Source organism: uncultured Dysgonomonas sp. (assembly GCF_900079725.1).
In the GTDB taxonomy this organism is placed as follows: Bacteria; Bacteroidota; Bacteroidia; order Bacteroidales; family Dysgonomonadaceae; genus Dysgonomonas.
The window spans coordinates 121,793-139,090 of the sequence record NZ_LT599032.1; the positions used below are offsets into that span (position 1 = coordinate 121,793).

The following is a 17,298-nucleotide window of genomic DNA, read 5'->3' on the forward strand; positions in this document are numbered from 1 at the left end:
ATGGATAAAAAAGATTGTCTGGACATATTTGAACGCTATATATCTGGAACAGCATCAACAGAAGAGATCATGCGATTAAAGTCATTTTTAGAAAATGACATAAATCTTAATCGTTGGTTGGAGAATCATATAACAAACGCATCTGATGTTATTGATCCAAATATAAAAATGAAGATGTTAAAGAATATACAGGCACAGACCAATTATAATACTATTGCGGATATTCCGGTAAATAAAGAAAATAAAGGACTTAGATTCTACATGAAGCGGATTTCCAATGTCGCAGCCATATTACTGCCTTTCGTTATTCTCGTAAGTGCATATTTATATTTTAAACCTCAACAAACCGAATCTTTTGAAGTCGTAGCAAATAAAGGAGAAAAAGCAAGCCTTACATTACCCGAGGGCAGTGCAGTGACTATAAATTCCGATTCCAAGATCACATATTATAGCGATTACAACCAAAAAGAAAGGATTCTTGAACTCGATGGTGAGGCTTACTTCGAAGTAAACCATAATCCGGAGAAACCTTTTGTGGTTAATTGTAAGGATATAGCAATAACGGTACTGGGAACAAGTTTCGGAATAAAAGCGTATAAAGATGAAGATAATATACAGATTGTCTTAAGTTCAGGAAGAATACAACTGACAACACCTAAAGAAGAAATAGAGATGACACCTAACGACCGCATAATATATAACAGGAAAACACAAACAACATCTTTCAAAAAAGTCAATGCCGAAGATTATACCGATTGGAGGCAAAACCGTCTCCGATTCGAAAATGAGTCATTGGAAACGATAATGAAAACAATCTCACGAATGCACAATATAGATATAGTATTCGAAGAGCCGCAGTTGAAAGACCAGCGATTTACAGGAACTATCGACAACACGAGTATAGAAAGTGTACTGGATGCAATAAAACTAACATCTTCAGTAGGTTATAAACTGAAAGACGGAATTGTTTATTTATACAAAAAATAGCTAAGTATACAGGAATTATAGAACAATCGAGACGGCAGTACATATGTTCTGCCGTTTTTCAGTCTTTGATCAAATTGGTTAACAAAAGTTAAATAAAGAAAGATGAGTAGTGGAAAAATAACGGACACCTGTATACATTATAAATAGATGAAAATCTATATGCCTTACATTTGAATTTATTGTTACTAATTAAATCTAATTCTCTATGGAAATGACGATTCTACTGTGCCCAAAGCGAATCTTGCACATTCTGCTTATGCTACTTATATCGGGTAGTGTATTTTCGCAAATTACGGTTGACATCAAAAAGAAGCCTATTAAAGAGGCCTTAAAAGAAATCGAGAGTAAAAGCTCCTTCAAATTCTTTTATAATAACGATTTGAAGGGGTTGGACAAAGTCGTTTCACTAAAAGTATCGGACGATAACATTGATTCTACACTCAATCAGTTATTCACCGACAGTGAAATAAGTTATCAGAAACAAGATAATAATATCATATTACTTGTTCAAAAAAAAGACGAGACTACAAAAAAAAACCAAAAAGAAATTACAGGAGTCATTAAAGATGCTATCGGCGACCCACTTATTGGAGTTAGCATTACCGAAAAAGGAACAACAAACGGAATGATGACGGATGTAGATGGGAAATTTTCTCTCACAGTATCATCCGGTGCAGTATTGCAGATATCCTATATTGGATTTAAAGCACAGGATATTCCTGTTGGCAACCAGACAGCTTTGATTATCACCCTGCTCGAAGACGAAAAGATGCTGGATGAAGTTATAGTAGTTGGTTATGGAACGTCCTCGAAACGAATGCTAACCACTGCTATCAGCAAACTTGACGGAAAAACGCTGGAGAGCAAACCTATCAATACTGTTGGTGACGGATTGAAAGGAAAAGTATCGGGTGTACGCGTCTTCACTACCGACAATCAGCCCGGAGCAGGCCCTACATTTCGTATTCGCGGAGGTTCTTCCATCAACAAAAGTAATTCTCCTCTTGTATTGGTCGATGGAGTAGAACGAGATATAGTGGGATTGAACCCCAACGATATCGAATCCATCTCTGCACTTAAAGATGCCGCTTCAACAGCTATTTACGGGGCCAAAGCATCGAACGGTGTTATTATGATAACCACAAAGAAAGGGACAAGCAGCGCACCTACTATTACCTTCGAAGCCAGTGTAGCTCATCAGGAGAAAGTACAGAGTTTCAAGACTATGAATTCTGCCGATTTTATATCTACTATGCGTAAAGCTGTGGCCGAAGGCAAATATCCGGAACGTAATTTTGCAAATAATTATGCGGCAAGCTCCGGCAATACCGAAAGCAGTATCTATACAACTCGCTATCTTGGCGAGGGTGAATCTATTCCTTCCGGATATAAATCGATGGTAGATCCGCTCGATCCGACCAAGACTCTGATATTTCAGGATAATAATTTTATGGATCGCTATTTTAAGTCGGCAGTATGGCAAAATTATCATTTGAATGCTATCGGCGGAAACGACCGGGTGAAATATAACTTTAGTCTGGGTTATACTGACGATGCGGGTATTGCTATTGCTACCGGATATAAGCGTTTTACGGTACATGGCAATACGGAGTTCAAGATAACCGACAACCTCTCGGTGGAAGGTGCGTACGATTATTCCGAAAATGTTACGGAAGATTTACCGGATAATAAAACTACTTTCCTACAACGTACTTTTTCCATACCGAATGTTCAGCGGGTATTCTGGCCCGATAGCGATATCCCCGTGCATAGTATCAACAAAACAACTATTGCACCCGATTGGTATGCACATTATTACAGCCGTCAGCGTACCCAGAAGTATACAACTGTAAATGCGACCCTCACATGGCGGCCGTTCAACGATTTGAAGATTGTAGCCAAAGGTACCAATTCTGATCGCTATTCCCGTTACGATGGTTTTATAAAAGAAACGAATTATAAAGACCCGCGTTCTGCGACTGCCACATTTACATCCACTACAAGGAGGAATGTGCAATTGTATGCCAACTACCTGAAAACATTTGCAGAAAAGCACAATATCAATCTGATGGCAGGTACGGAATATCAGAAAACTTTTTCCGATGCTCTGTCTGCTGCTGCCGAGGGTGGCGCATCCGATCTGATACCGACTCTGGCTGCCCAGCCGACAATAACTTCCGCTTCCAGTGGTAAGACCAGGCAGGCATTGTTAAGCTATTTTGGCCGTGCAAACTATTCTTTCAAAGATCGTTATCTGGTTTCAGCTACATTACGTGCCGATGGCTCTTCTGTCTTTGCAAAGAAAAACCGTTGGGGATATTTCCCTTCCGCATCGGCAGCATGGATAGTATCCGAAGAAGATTTCATGAAGGATTTTCCAGTTGTCAATAGTCTGAAACTACGCAGTAGTCTGGGGCAGACAGGAAACAACAGTATCGACCTGTTCGATGCCACAGGATCATACAATGTAAATAATAAGTATGACGGTATGGCGGCATTGTATGCAGATGTAATGGGTAATGAAAATCTGAAATGGGAAACTACTACACAGTTCGACGTGGGTATAGATGTAGAATTGGTGAAGAACAGGATTTCGTTCAGTGCCGACTATTATAACAAAGTTACCGACGACCTGATATTATCAATGACATTGCCTAATACAACCGGATTCAATTCTGTAAATGTCAACACCGGGAAAGTAAGGTTCTATGGCTTCGACTTCGAATTGCATACCCGCAATATTGAAACGAAAGATTTCTCATGGACTACCGATTTCACCTATTCCTACAATAAAAACAAAATACTCAGATTGCCGGACAATGGTTTACCAAAAAACCGGATGAATGGCCGGGTAATAGGTGGCGGATATGATTATATCGGCGGGTATTACGAAGGTGGTAGCTTAGGCGAATTGTGGGGCTACAAAGTAAAAGGAATACTTGAAACAGAAGAACAGGCCGACAATGCATATTACGATACCCGTTCCCTTGGCTTCCGCTCGTCGGACGGGAAAAATATTACCGGACGAAAAGCTGTCGGCGATTACGAATGGGTAAACAGGGAAGGCAGTACACTGCGTGCCGATGGAAGTGTCCAGATCGACGATGAAGACCAGTTCCTTTTGGGAAATACAATCCCGCACAGTACCGGAGGTATCGGAAATACATTCACCTATAAAAAATTCTCATTGTATATATACCTCGATTATCAGATAGGTAGTTCTGTATTCAACTATCAGTACGGAAACTTCTTCAAAGGGACATTTGCTTACAATTACAACCTTCACGAAGACGTGAAAAAATCATGGACCAAGCCGGGTGATAATACAAAGTTCGCCAAATTCTTTGCCAATGATGCAGATGATGGTAACCGCAACTACGGAAGGACAAGTGATGTGATGGTACAGAAAGCTGATTATCTCTGTATCCGTGATATAACTCTCTCGTATGATCTGTCTGCGAAGTTCTTGCAGGCATTGAGAATCAAAAAACTGAACGTGTATCTGTCAGGTAGCAACCTCCACTATTTTACCAAGCTGGTAGGTATTCCACCCGAAAATGCCGTAAGTACGACGAATAGTTCCAGTTATTCTCCATATCCTACTTCCCGTAAGATTTCTATAGGAGCAAAAGTTACCTTTTAGTATATAACCGAAAAATATAAAATAATGAAACGCATTACAATAATTTCAATCATCTGTTTGGCTCTTGCTTCCTGCGATCTGCTCGACATAGATCAGAATACGAAAGTCACAACGGGAACTGCATGGTCGACTGAAAATTCGGCTAAGGCGAATGTTACAGGCATGTATTATCGCATGCGGAGCGCTTTCAGCCAGGGATTTATCTATTGGGGCGAGTATCGCAATGGTCTCTGGGGCCCCGGACGGGTTATCGGTAGCCACGAGCCGTTTACCACCTGCTATACGAGTACGCTGAACGCCAGTAATGATATGGCTAACTGGGCGGATATTTATACTACTATCAATCAAGCTAATCTGGTAATAACCCATCTGCCTGATGTGACATTCGCATCACAATCCGAAAAGAACGAAGCATTGGCCGGAGCTTATTATGTACGGGCATTCTGCTACTACTGGATCGCACGCATATGGGGAGATGCCCCGCTTGAACTGATCCCTTACGAGTCGATAGAAAGCAACCAGTATTCGTCACGGTCATCGGTAGCCGATGTATTTGCACAAGTAGAAGCGGATATATCGAGTGCAAGAGGGCTGATGCCGATAACGGCTACTTCGAAAACAACAGCGTCCTATGCCTCAGTAGAAATGCTCACTGCCGATTATTACCTTTGGAAGTACAAATTACGTGATGGTTCGGCAAACGACCTTGAGGTAGCAGCGACAGCAGTAGCTAATGTTCTCGGGGCAAGTGGTTACGATCTGGAATCTAACTTTGCAAGTGTCTTCACCAGCGACAGTAATAGTGAGGTTATTTTCAAATGGCCATACATCAAGGATGAGTATGAAGGTGGTTACCCTTACGATTACCTTTACAATTCTACAAATATACCTGTCGAATATCATGAAAATCCGGTACCTATTTATACATCGCGTCAGCAATGGGTAAATATCACTGTAGAATATGCCGAATACCTTTATTCTGTTCCTACCGATACCAGAGCTGCTACAAGTTACGGCTATCTGGAAACCATAAATAAAGGTTGGGTGAATAAGTTCCCGGGACATATGATAGAATCTGCCCGCGTTCTCGACTCGGATATTAATGCATATCGCTTTGCCGATGCCATCTTCTTCGATGCCGAAATAAAGCTTGCACAAAACGATATCAGTGGAGCAAGAAATACTCTGAACAGGATTGCAAAAAGAGCCTACGGTGTTGATAACTATTATGCAAGGCTATCATCGGCAGATGATGTGAAGAATGCTATTGTGGCCGAACGAAAAAAAGAATTCGTTGGCGAAGGCCGCCTGTGGTGGGACTTTATACGTCTGGGTGTAATTTTCGACGAATGCTCTTGGCTGCAAGGACGCGAAAATGCCAAAAATATCCTGCTATGGCCTGTACATAATTCATCACTTAATTCAAATCCGAATATCAAACAGACAGACGGTTACTAACGATAAAATATAAATAACATGAAACAATCTCATATTATAAAGGCAATAATACTGCCTTTACTGGCCGGGCTATGCTTGTTATCCTGCGAGGATGACCAGAGCGCTTCGGGATTCCAGTCCTTAAATTACGTCAAGGTAAAAGCTTCAATCTATAATGTGGACTTCAACCGTCAGGGAAATTCACTCACTTCGGGATCGGATGCCATATTGCTGACCGTATCGCCATCGAGTGAAGAAATAGAGCTTTCTACTTCAGATGATTGGTGTCATGCCCAGATTTCCAAATCGGGAAGTGATATACTACTGAAGATAACCGCCGATCCCAATACAGGGGGGCAACGTGCTGCCAAAGTATACGCTATGGCCGGAAGGGGCGCCGATAAATCGGGTGCTATTATAAATATTAGTCAGGAAACATCTTTTGTAGTTCCTAAAGTAGAGGTTGATAAAGATGTTGTAATATTTGACAAATATGGTGGAGAAGAAGCAATAACTATTACAACAAATCTTGCTTCATGGAACTATCAGGTATCAAATCTGCCAGGTGAATCAGGCAGTACAGACTGGTGTCAAACGGTTAAAGACGGAAACATACTTAGGTTGACTATACCGGAAACCGGAAGCATAGACTTACGGGAGGCTCAAATAACAATTACTGCTACCGAAGGAGAATATAATGCCTCTGCTACCATTAAAGTGACACAGGACAAAACCCGCAAGATGGTTGCAGGAATAGAACTCATATTTGTAGATGGTGGCACGTTCTCTATGGGTTGTGACGTAGGTGATGTCGGTTATGTAGCAGCGGTGCTTACTACCAATTCGCCAAAACATAGTGTAACACTTTCCGATTTTTATATGGGTAAGTTCGAAGTTACCCAGAAGCAATATTATGATATGATGGGAACTAATCCGTCACGCTATCCTTGGGCTACATATACAGGTGCCGATAATGACCAGTACGATCCTACCCGCCCTGAAACTGCTAAATATGGCAGCTATCCTGTGGAACAGATTACATGGGATATGGCAATTGCCTTCTGTGACAAACTGAATGAATTGTACAGCGATCAGGGTACTTTCAATCTGCCGACAGAAGCCCAATGGGAATATGCCGCCAGAGGAGGTAAATACATCAACGAAGCCAACCGCCTGATGTATGCCGGAGGGAATGATGTCGCACTGGTGAGCAACTCAGGTGCCGGTAGTGGAACAGAGAAATTGCACCGTCCTGTGTCCGGCGGACAGTATCTGCCTAACGAACTGGGAATATATGATATGACAGGCAATGTTATGGAACATGTATATGACTTTTTCGGAGCATATCCGGATGGTTCTGTAACTGACCCTGACGGCCCTGCTCAGAAAAATACAACATCGGGAACGACCGGATATAATCTGAATCACATTTTCAAAGGAGGTTCTTACTGGCATACACCATACAGTGTATATCAAAGGGCCGGAAATGCGAATGCGAATTATACAGGCAACGGGTTGATGGGATTCCGTGTAGTATTCAAACGAGCCATACCTACTCCGTAATACTACTTTTTTATGGAGAGCGGACTTTTGTCCGCCTCCATATTTTACCCAACTATTTAAATATAACAGATATGACAATCAAAACAAAAACAGGAAAAATCTTTCTCTGGATCATATCCATTTTCTTATTCTCAGCATCATGTTCCGGTTCCGACGATCCATATGATCCCGAACCGGAAACACCTCCTGTTGAATATCAGAAACCACTTCCCGTAGATAACAATGTGGTTGCACACCGTGGGGCATATAAAAAAAACAATACGCCTCATAACTCTCTGGCTTCGCTTTGGGACGCTATCAATTTGAGACTTTATGCATCCGAGTGCGATATACATATTACTTCCGATGGGAAAGTTATTGTTTTCCACGACGATACTTTTAATGGTCTGGATGTAGATAAATCAACCTACTCCGAATTGAAAGCATCAGGAAAATTAGCTAACGGAGAGGAGTTGCCGTTACTCGAAGATTTCATAAAAGCGGCTATGCAGGGAAAGTATACCAAACTTTGGGTAGACGTAAAATCGCTGGATGACAAATATGGAGGCGATGCCAATTCTATAAAAGCTGGGGAAGCTGCCGCCGAAATAGTTAAGTCAATGAAAGCCGATTACTTTGTGGAGTTTATTGTCGGACGCGAAGAAGTTTTAAAAAAATGTATCGTAGCCTCTCAAGGTAGTTTTCCTGTCGCATATATGGGAAACCAGACTCCGGCGAATTATCAGTCGAAAGGCTATACATGGACAAATCAGACAACAACGAATTTCTATCCTGATAATGCATCGAAAATAACCGATTTTAAGAACAGAAAGATCAGGGTGAGTACCTATAATGCCGATGACGTAACTACTATTAAGTGGTTTGTTACCCAAAAGGTAGACCAGATCTGCTCCAATGATCCCGAATTAGTATTAAAAGTTTTAAACGGAGAATTATAATCTTCAAAATAACCATTCTAATGCCTAACCGTAGAGAATTCTTTAAAAAAGTTGCTATTTGTGGGGGTATCGCTTCAATTGCCCCTGTGCAATCCATTTTGGGCATGGACAGAGCGGAGACCAATGAGTATGTCAGTTCTCCCGCTCTCCATCCCGATGCATATACCATACATTTGCCCCATATAAAAGCGACCCCCGTTTTGCCGCGACAGATAACAATTCCTGATGTAAATGGATTTAAAGTATTGAAAGGGGATTTTCATATCCACACTTTATTTTCTGATGGTGCTGTCATGCCAAGGGACCGTGTTATTGAGGCTATCCAGAACGGATTGGATGTAATAGCCATTACCGACCATATAGAACATCGTCCGTTTTTTAGCGAAACGGGGCGTTGGAAACTAGCTGACGGACTAGGCAACAATTTCAATCTGTGGTATGAAATAGCTAAGCCGGAAGCCGATAAAAATAATTTGCTGCTTATCCGGGGAGCGGAAATTACAAAAAAGACAATGCCTCCGGGACATTTCAATGCCCTTTTTGCCAATGATAACAATCCTATTGCGGCAGCCATAGACGATTGGCAAACGATGCTTCAAATAGCAGCCGATCAAGGAGCTTTCCTGCTTTGGAACCACCCCGGATGGGAAAAACCCAATGGTGGAGGGATCACAAAAGGAAATCCGGTTCGTTTTACGGACATCCATGAAAAGATATATAAAAAAGGACTGATGCATGGTGTCGAAATCTTTAATAAGATTGAATATTATCCGGCAGTAAGTGATTGGTGCAACGAGCACAAATTAGCCATTTTTGCCAACAGCGATATACATGCCAGCGAAGTGAACCAATATGGTATCCACAACCGTCAGCGTCCTATCACACTGGTACTCGCCAAAGAACGTTCGGTGGAAAGCATCAGGGAAGCCCTATTTGCCCAACGGACTGTCGCATGGGCGGCAGATATGGTATGGGGTAGCCGGGAATGGCTTACAGCATTGTTTTCGGCATCGGTAACGATGAAAATTGTCACTCCGGGAGTAGTAGAAATGACTAATATAAGCTCGTTACCTATCTCGGTATCTGCGGGTAATATCGCAATCAGTTTGCCACAAGATAGAAAGGTAGAGGTATTCCGTATGGCAGGCATAGACAACATCACTGTCAACAATTGGATAACAGGCATGAATAAATCATTGGAGATACCACTAACTATTCAGACCAAATAATGATTAAATCAAAAACATTATAAAAATGAAACAAGCCATACAATTCGGAGCAGGCAACATAGGACGGGGCTTTATCGGAGCTTTACTGAGCCGGTCGGGTTACCATGTAGTGTTTGCCGATGTCAATACGCAAATGGTAGATGCCATTAATGATGCCGGATGTTATACAGTTCATATAACCGACCTAGAACCGGAAACCTTTGTAGTAGACAATGTAAGCGCATTATACACCTCCGATCCGGAGCTTATTACGAAAATATGCGAAAGTGAGGTAATAACTACAGCCGTCGGCCTGAATATTCTGCCCAAAATAGCCCCTGTTATAGCAAAAGGTATTGAGGAACGGGCAAAACATAAGATAAATTACCCATTAAATATCATTGCTTGCGAAAATGGAGTCTGCGCAAGCAGGGAACTCAAAAAAGAGATATTTTCGTTGCTTTCTCCCGATGCCAAACAATATTGTAAAGAGTGGACGGGCTTTGTCGATTGCTCAGTTGACAGGATTGTACCACCAATAAAAACGAACAATATAACTGATGTCTGTGTAGAGCGTTTCTATGAATGGAATGTAGACAGAACGCAGATAAGAGGAGAGTTACAGATAAAGGGTATGAATCTTGTCGACAATCTCCCTGCCTATATCGAACGTAAGCTTTTCACCCTCAACACAGGGCATGCCATCATTGCCTATCTCGGTTATCTGAAAGGCTATGATACCATTGAGCAATGTATTGCCGACCCTGAAATCCTGACAATCGTACGCGCTGCTATGAACGAAAGCGGGGCGGCATTGTCCCAAAAATTCGGATTGGATATTGTTGCTCATTCGGCATATTGTGAAAAGATTATCAAACGTTTCCGCAATTATCACCTGAATGATATGGTCACACGTATCGGACGCGATCCTCTGCGAAAGTTGTCTGCCAACGATAGGCTTATTTCTCCCCTAACTACTGCTTATGGTTACGGGCTGCCTGTCGATAATCTTTTGTTGGGCGTGGGAGCCGCGCTACGTTATCAATATCCTGCCGATGCAGAAAGCAGCCGGTTGCAGGAAATGATAAGGGAGATGGGGATTGCCGCCGCTATTGAGGAGATAACAGGAATCATCGCAGACTCATCCTTGAATACGCAGATAGTAAAAGCATATGAAAAGGTTGCATCCTTATCCCCTCTTGTAGTAAAGAAAATCGAAATCATTTCCGTCTCGGGGATAGAGACCAAACTGGTTGCTGATCTCCTGAAAAAGGCTAAAGAATATAATTACAATATTTTGTTGAAATACATTCCATAATCCGAACATATGAAACTATCGGTACGTAAACATATACAATCTTTCGGCAGCAGCCTGTCGGCAATGATAATGCCTAATATCGGCGCATTTATCGCATGGGGGCTTGTTACGGCTATATTTATACCTACAGGTTGGTACCCGAATGAAAATTTGGCACGGCTGGTGACCCCGATGCTATACTATCTGTTGCCGCTGCTGATAGGATATACCGCCGGAAGTAATATTGCAGGAATACGTGGCGGTGTGATGGGGGCAATTGCCACAACAGGAGTAATAGCGGGAAGCGATGTACCTATGTTTCTCGGAGCAATGGTAATGGGACCATCGGGTGGCTATCTGATAAGATGGTTCGATAATATTACCAAAAACAGGATCAGGACGGGTTTCGAAATGCTTACCAACAATTTCTCTGTAGGCATTCTGGGAATGGTTTGCGCTATAGCCGGATTCCTGCTCATCGGGCCGATAATGCTAGCCCTTACAGACCTGTTAAATGCAGGGGTTGGATTTGTCTTAGATAAAGGTGTACTTCCTTTGGTTGCACTATTTCTGGAACCGGGAAAAGTGTTATTCCTCAACAATGCAATCAATCATGGAATATTAACACCCCTCGGAATAGAACAGGCACGGGAAACCGGAAGCTCTATCCTGTTCCTTCTGGAAACCAATCCGGGCCCCGGACTGGGAGTATTACTCGCTTACACTTTCCTTGGAAGAGGAGAAGCAAAAAAGACCGCTCCGGCATCTTCTGTGATCTTATTTTTTGGAGGGATACACGAAATATATTTCCCATATATACTGATGCGTCCTATCCTGATCGTTGCGCCTATTCTAGGCTCGGCAAGTGCTATGATGTATTATCAGATTACCGGTAGCGGACTAGTGTCAGCAGCTTCGCCGGGTAGTATTATATCCCTTATTGCTATGTCGCCCCGTGGAAGTACGATCCATATAATCATCGGGGTGGTTATAGCCACACTGATATCTTTCTTCACAGCCTGTTTCTTTGTAAGGAGCAATACTAAAAAGACATTAGCGGAGGCTAAACAGGAAAAAGACTCACTCAAAAATTACAAAGAGAATCCACAGAAGATAGTTTTTGCCTGCGAAGCCGGCATGGGTTCGAGCGCAATGGGCGCTGCCGCTTTCAGAAAAAGAATAGACCGAAAAGAATTGTCTATAACCAATTCATCAGTAGATGCCATCCCGTTGGATACCGATATAGTTGTTTGTCAGGCCGCTTTTGTAGAAAGAGTCCATGACCGGGTACCATCGGCAGAAGTAGTAATAATCAGGACTTTCCTCTCCGATCCGTCATTAGACGCTCTGGCTGCCCGTTTTACTCAAAGTGAACAGAAGCAGGTATTAAGACCGGAGATGATAGTTGTGGGAGCAAAAAATGAAAGTAAGGAAGATGTTATTAAGCGCGCAGGGCAATTACTGGTCGATGGCGGCTATGTGACGGATGAATATATAAACGGAATGCTGGAAAGGGAAAAAATCGCTTCTACCTGTATCGGAATGGGAATTGCTATCCCGCATGGAACGTCAGAATCGCGTCAATATATCAGGAATAGTGGAATATCTGTTGTACAATATCCCGAAGGTGTAGATTTCGATGGAGAGAAAGTATATCTGGTAGTAGGAATAGCCGGAACAGACAATACTCATCTGGAGATACTGGCTTCACTAAGCACAATACTAAATGATGAAGAAATATTGAAAGGAATAAAGGAAACAAAAGATAAAATATTTATATATAACACATTATCCAATATAAAATAAAACAGATATTAAAATGGCTACAATACAAACAACAATAGAAATAAAAGAGGGCGATGGCTTGCATGCACGCCCCGCAAGCGAACTAGCTGCTTTAGCGAAAACATTCAAGAGTGATATTACTTTAGGTTTTGCATCGAAAGAAGCGAATGCCAGAAGTATAATAAGCATGCTTGCACTCGGACTTAAAAAAGGCAGCGTAATAAACCTGAAAGCAGATGGCGAAGACAGCGAAGAGGCCATACAGGAAGTCATTAAATTCTTTGAAAACATCCATTAATGAAAGAGATAAAAGGCATATCGGTATTACCATCAGGAAAGGCTGTAGGAAAGGTTTTTCGGGCTAAAATACAACCTGCTTTCAATATGGGGAGTTATATAACAGACATTTTGCCGGAGCATGAAACCGACCGTGTCCGTAATGCTTGCCTTTCGGTAAAGAATAAGCTAGCTCCACATGCAGAGGTGAATGAAATATTTGCCGCTCATATGGAAATACTGGAAGATATATTGGAGAGGGTAGTTTCGATGATAAAAGAAGAAAAAACAGATGCTGTAAGCGCAGTAGGAAAATGCTGTACGGAAATATGCGCCATGTTTGCAGATATCGACGATGAATATTTGCGTTCCCGTTCAGATGATATTGTCGATGTATGCAGGCAAATAACTCTTGCTCTGACCGAAAATAACGAAAATCCTTTCTCGGAAATGCCTGCAAACAGCATTATCATTGCTGAGAATCTTCTGGCTTCAGATACTATTTCAATTGATCTGTCAAAGTTGTCAGGCATTGCACTGAAAAAAGGCAGTAATACAAGTCATCTGGCAATTCTGGCGAGGAACAATGCTATACCTCTCATTTTGGGGATAGGTGACGAACTGGATGCGATACAGGATGGTGATACAATCGTTATAGATAGTGAAAAGGATATGGTAATAACAGAGCCGGACGAAAAACTGCTATCGGAAGCTGCGCGACAAAGTACTTGCAAGGATGAAACAGATTTAAATCCTGCCATTACAAAAGATAATATTGAAATTACTGTATACGCAAATGCCGGAAGCCTTGCCGATGTGAAACGGGCAATCTCGGCAGGAGCAGACGGTATCGGGCTTCTACGGACAGAGTTTATATTTATGCAGGGCAAGGATTTTCCTAGCGAAGAAGAACAATATAACTTTTATACGGAATGTGCAAAAATCTGTCAGGATAAAGTACTTACTATACGTACACTCGATATAGGAGCGGATAAGCAACTCCCTTATTATACGATGCCGGCTGAAGAAAATCCTGTTATGGGACTGCGGGGAATTCGTTTCTCACTTTCATCGCCTGATATTTTAAAGACGCAATTACGGGCTATCCTGCGTGCCGCCACATCAGGCAATATCCGTTTAATGTTCCCCATGATAATATCCGTGACGGAATACAGGCAGGCTTGCACTCTTTTGGAGAGTTGCAAAACGGAGTTGCAAAACGAAAACATAAACTGCGATCAGACTCTTTGTGCCGGAATAATGATTGAAACACCTGCGTCGGTGCTTCTGGCAGATGAATTTGCTGCTGAGGTCGCATTTTTTAGTATTGGCACTAACGACCTGACTCAATATATGCTTGCCGTAGACAGGAATAATCCTTATTCGGCCGGTGTTTGTGATAGTCTCCATCCTGCGGTGATGAAAAGTATATCGGATATAGTTGCATCAGCCGATAAATATGGAATAGAGGTGTCCGTATGCGGCGAAGTTGCATCGGACAGTAATGCGACAGAACTATTATTAAAACTCGGAGTAAGAAAGTTAAGCATAACAAGTTCCGGAATCCCGGCAATAAAACAACAAATACGTAAACAATCAATCAACTAAAATCTATATTATCATGAAATTATTATACCCATTGTTACTAAGTTTGGCATTCTGTTCCTGTAATGCGCAGCAATTGAATACAGTTAATATAAAGAGTATGGCTGAATTGCAGGAGTATTTCCGGTATTCGCCCGAAAAAGATATAATGATCAGCGGACACAGAGGGGGAATGCTGGAAGGGTATCCCGAAAACTCTATTGCCTCCTGTGAAAAGACTTTGAGCCTGATGCCTTCATTCTTTGAAATAGATCCCCGCCTTACAAAAGATAGCGTACTTGTATTGATGCATGACGCCACTATCGACCGCACTACAACGGGTAAAGGCAAGGTTTCGGATTATACTTATGCCGAATTACAACAATTTTATCTGAAAGACCGCCAAAGGAATGTGACGGAATATAAAATCCCGACACTGGACGAGATGCTCGAATGGGGAAAAGATAAGACTGTATTCAATTTCGATAACAAAGGCGTGCCATGGCAATTATATGCCGATAACCTGAAAGGTAAATGGAGCAAATATCACAACATTATGCTGTCGGTACGCTCACTGGAAGAATGCCTGTTCTATTACAAACAGATAGATAATGTGGTGTTTTGCTGCGAAATCAGCAATATGGAGATGTATGAGGCCTATAAAAATTCAGGAATCCCATGGAACCGTATTATGGCATACGTCAAATATACTATGGATCCGGCACAGCAAGAAGTTTATGATCTGCTTCGCAGTCATGGCGTAATGTGTATGACCTCCATTCATCCTACCGCCGACAGAGTAAAGCCGCTGGAAGCAAGGATAGAGGCATACAAAAAAGAGATTGCAGTAAATCCCGATATTATAGAAACGGATTATCCGGCAGATTTTACCGGACTTAATGTGAAAAGGTCAAAATAAGATTCGCAGGCATGGAAAACAAAAATAATACTGTCGCTTACCTACCGGAGATGACGGCACAGGAACAAAAGAAATTTAAATACTGGGAAAGACGCACGATGCTGGCTTGTATCGTCGGCTATGCCATGTTTTATTTTGTGCGTAAGAATATTAGTATTGCAATGCCATATATGAATGAGGAACTGGGCATTTCGAAAACCGATCTCGGACTGTTCCTGACTTTGCATGGACTGATATACGGCCTCTCCAAATTTATAAATGGGATGTGGGGCGACAGGAGCAACGCCCGTTATTTCCTGGTATCGGGGCTTCTGATGTGTGCCGTGGCCAATCTGTTTTTCGGATTATCGTCATCCATATTGGTGCTAGGCATATTCTGGGTTATCAACGGATGGTTTCAGGGAATGGGAGTACCTCCATGCACACGCCTGATGACACACTGGATAACTCCTGAGAAGCTGGCCACGAAAATGTCGCTATGGAATACATCCCATTCTATCGGAGCTGGTTTAGCTATCATATCCTGCGGCTATATTGTCAGTATAAACTGGGGCAATTATTTTGCAGAAACATCCATCTTGTCACAGCACTGGCGCTGGTGCTTCCTCATACCTGCCCTTCTTGTGGTGATAGTCGGAATATTCGTTTTCTTTTTGGTCAGGGATACACCTTCATCGGTTGGGTTACCTGAGTTGAAAGGCGAAAAATCCAAGTCGCAATCGAAAAAAGAGGAATCGGCAGAGTTCAAAGCCTTTGTTAAGAAACATGTTTTCATGAACCCGACTATATGGATAATAGCTGTCGGCAATTTCTTTCTGTATATAACCCGGTTTGCTATACTTGACTGGGGACCGACTATGCTGAAAGAACATCTACATCTGGATATCAGTCAGGCCGGATGGTCAGTTGCCGCTTTCGAGATAGCGGGTATAGCCGGAATGCTTGCCGCAGGCTGGTCGACCGATAAATTCTTCGGAGGAAGAGCACCCCGCACTTGCGTAATCTGTATGTCGATGTCTACCCTGTGCCTTATTTCGCTCAGCATGCTCAATGAGCACAGCTCGCTTATACTAGCCAATCTGATCCTCATCTCGGCAGGGTTCTTTATCTATGGTCCACAGGCACTGGTAGGAATAGCGGCTGCGAATATAGCAACCAAACGAGCAGCAGCAACGGCAGGCGGATTCTGCGGATTGTTCGGCTACGGGAGTACAATCGTCTCCGGTTGGGGTATTGGATTATTAGTAGAAAAAACCGATTGGTCGATAGCAATATATGCACTTATAGGTGTGGCAATTATGTCTGCCTTGATTTTTGCTCTGGCATGGAAATCTAAGGCAAATGGTTATGAAGATTAAATGAGTGCATTATTTCATTTTTCATATATAGCTTTATCTATATTGGTAGATGTTAGTTCTTTGAAGATTAGCCCCTCCCACCTCCCCAAAGGGCAGGGTTGTTAAGTTCTGAATTCTTATACCCTCTGTGTCATGTTGAACGAAGTGAAACATCTCGTTTCTCAGGGTCGGGATTCTTCACTTCGTTCAGAATGACAGCAGAAAATAACAGAATAAAGAAGAGAACTTAACAGCCCTGCCCCAAAGGGGAGGCTTACAATGAGGGTAAAAAGCTTATGAAACTGTAACCTTTGTTACCTTTTA

At 42.2% G+C, this 17,298-nt stretch carries 12 protein-coding genes; all 12 read left to right on the forward strand.

Annotation, left to right across the window (positions count from 1 at the left end):
* On the forward strand, positions 1–987 hold the full coding sequence (locus tag QZL88_RS00540; protein ID WP_296937837.1) for a FecR domain-containing protein: 987 nt from the start codon (positions 1–3) through the stop codon (positions 985–987).
* 205 nt (positions 988–1,192) lie between these two features.
* Positions 1,193–4,630 carry a TonB-dependent receptor gene (locus QZL88_RS00545; RefSeq protein ID WP_296937839.1) on the forward strand — a complete coding sequence of 1,146 codons (3,438 nt, stop codon included), beginning with the start codon at positions 1,193–1,195 and terminating at the stop codon, positions 4,628–4,630.
* A gap of 24 nt (positions 4,631–4,654) precedes the next feature.
* Positions 4,655–6,088 (forward strand): RagB/SusD family nutrient uptake outer membrane protein, encoded by a 1,434-nt coding sequence (locus QZL88_RS00550; protein WP_296937841.1) that lies wholly within the window; start codon positions 4,655–4,657, stop codon positions 6,086–6,088.
* A gap of 18 nt (positions 6,089–6,106) precedes the next feature.
* Positions 6,107–7,630 (forward strand): SUMF1/EgtB/PvdO family nonheme iron enzyme, encoded by a 1,524-nt coding sequence (locus tag QZL88_RS00555; RefSeq protein WP_296937843.1) that lies wholly within the window; start codon positions 6,107–6,109, stop codon positions 7,628–7,630.
* A gap of 71 nt (positions 7,631–7,701) precedes the next feature.
* Entirely contained in the window at positions 7,702–8,568 is an 867-nt protein-coding gene (locus tag QZL88_RS00560; protein ID WP_296937846.1) for a glycerophosphodiester phosphodiesterase, read from the forward strand.
* A 20-nt stretch (positions 8,569–8,588) separates the two neighbouring features.
* Positions 8,589–9,797, forward strand: coding sequence for a PHP domain-containing protein (locus QZL88_RS00565; protein WP_296937848.1), 1,209 nt, complete (start codon positions 8,589–8,591; stop codon positions 9,795–9,797).
* Between the two features lie 25 nt (positions 9,798–9,822).
* A complete protein-coding gene (locus tag QZL88_RS00570) occupies positions 9,823–11,094 on the forward strand; it encodes a mannitol-1-phosphate 5-dehydrogenase (RefSeq protein WP_296937850.1) in 1,272 nt (423 codons plus the stop codon).
* Positions 11,095–11,103: 9 nt separating this feature from the next.
* Entirely contained in the window at positions 11,104–12,879 is a 1,776-nt protein-coding gene (mtlA, locus tag QZL88_RS00575) for a mannitol-specific PTS transporter subunit IIC (RefSeq protein ID WP_296937853.1), read from the forward strand.
* Between the two features lie 13 nt (positions 12,880–12,892).
* A complete protein-coding gene (locus QZL88_RS00580) occupies positions 12,893–13,156 on the forward strand; it encodes an HPr family phosphocarrier protein (RefSeq protein ID WP_296937855.1) in 264 nt (87 codons plus the stop codon).
* Entirely contained in the window at positions 13,156–14,742 is a 1,587-nt protein-coding gene (gene ptsP / locus QZL88_RS00585) for a phosphoenolpyruvate--protein phosphotransferase (protein ID WP_296937858.1), read from the forward strand. Before QZL88_RS00580 ends, ptsP begins: the two co-directional genes overlap by 1 nt.
* A 13-nt stretch (positions 14,743–14,755) precedes the next feature.
* Positions 14,756–15,637, forward strand: a complete 882-nt coding sequence (locus QZL88_RS00590) for a glycerophosphodiester phosphodiesterase family protein (RefSeq protein ID WP_296937860.1) — start codon at positions 14,756–14,758, stop codon at positions 15,635–15,637.
* Positions 15,638–15,648: 11 nt separating this feature from the next.
* Positions 15,649–16,995, forward strand: coding sequence for an MFS transporter (locus QZL88_RS00595; RefSeq protein WP_296937862.1), 1,347 nt, complete (start codon positions 15,649–15,651; stop codon positions 16,993–16,995).
* Positions 16,996–17,298: the final 303 nt, after the last annotated feature.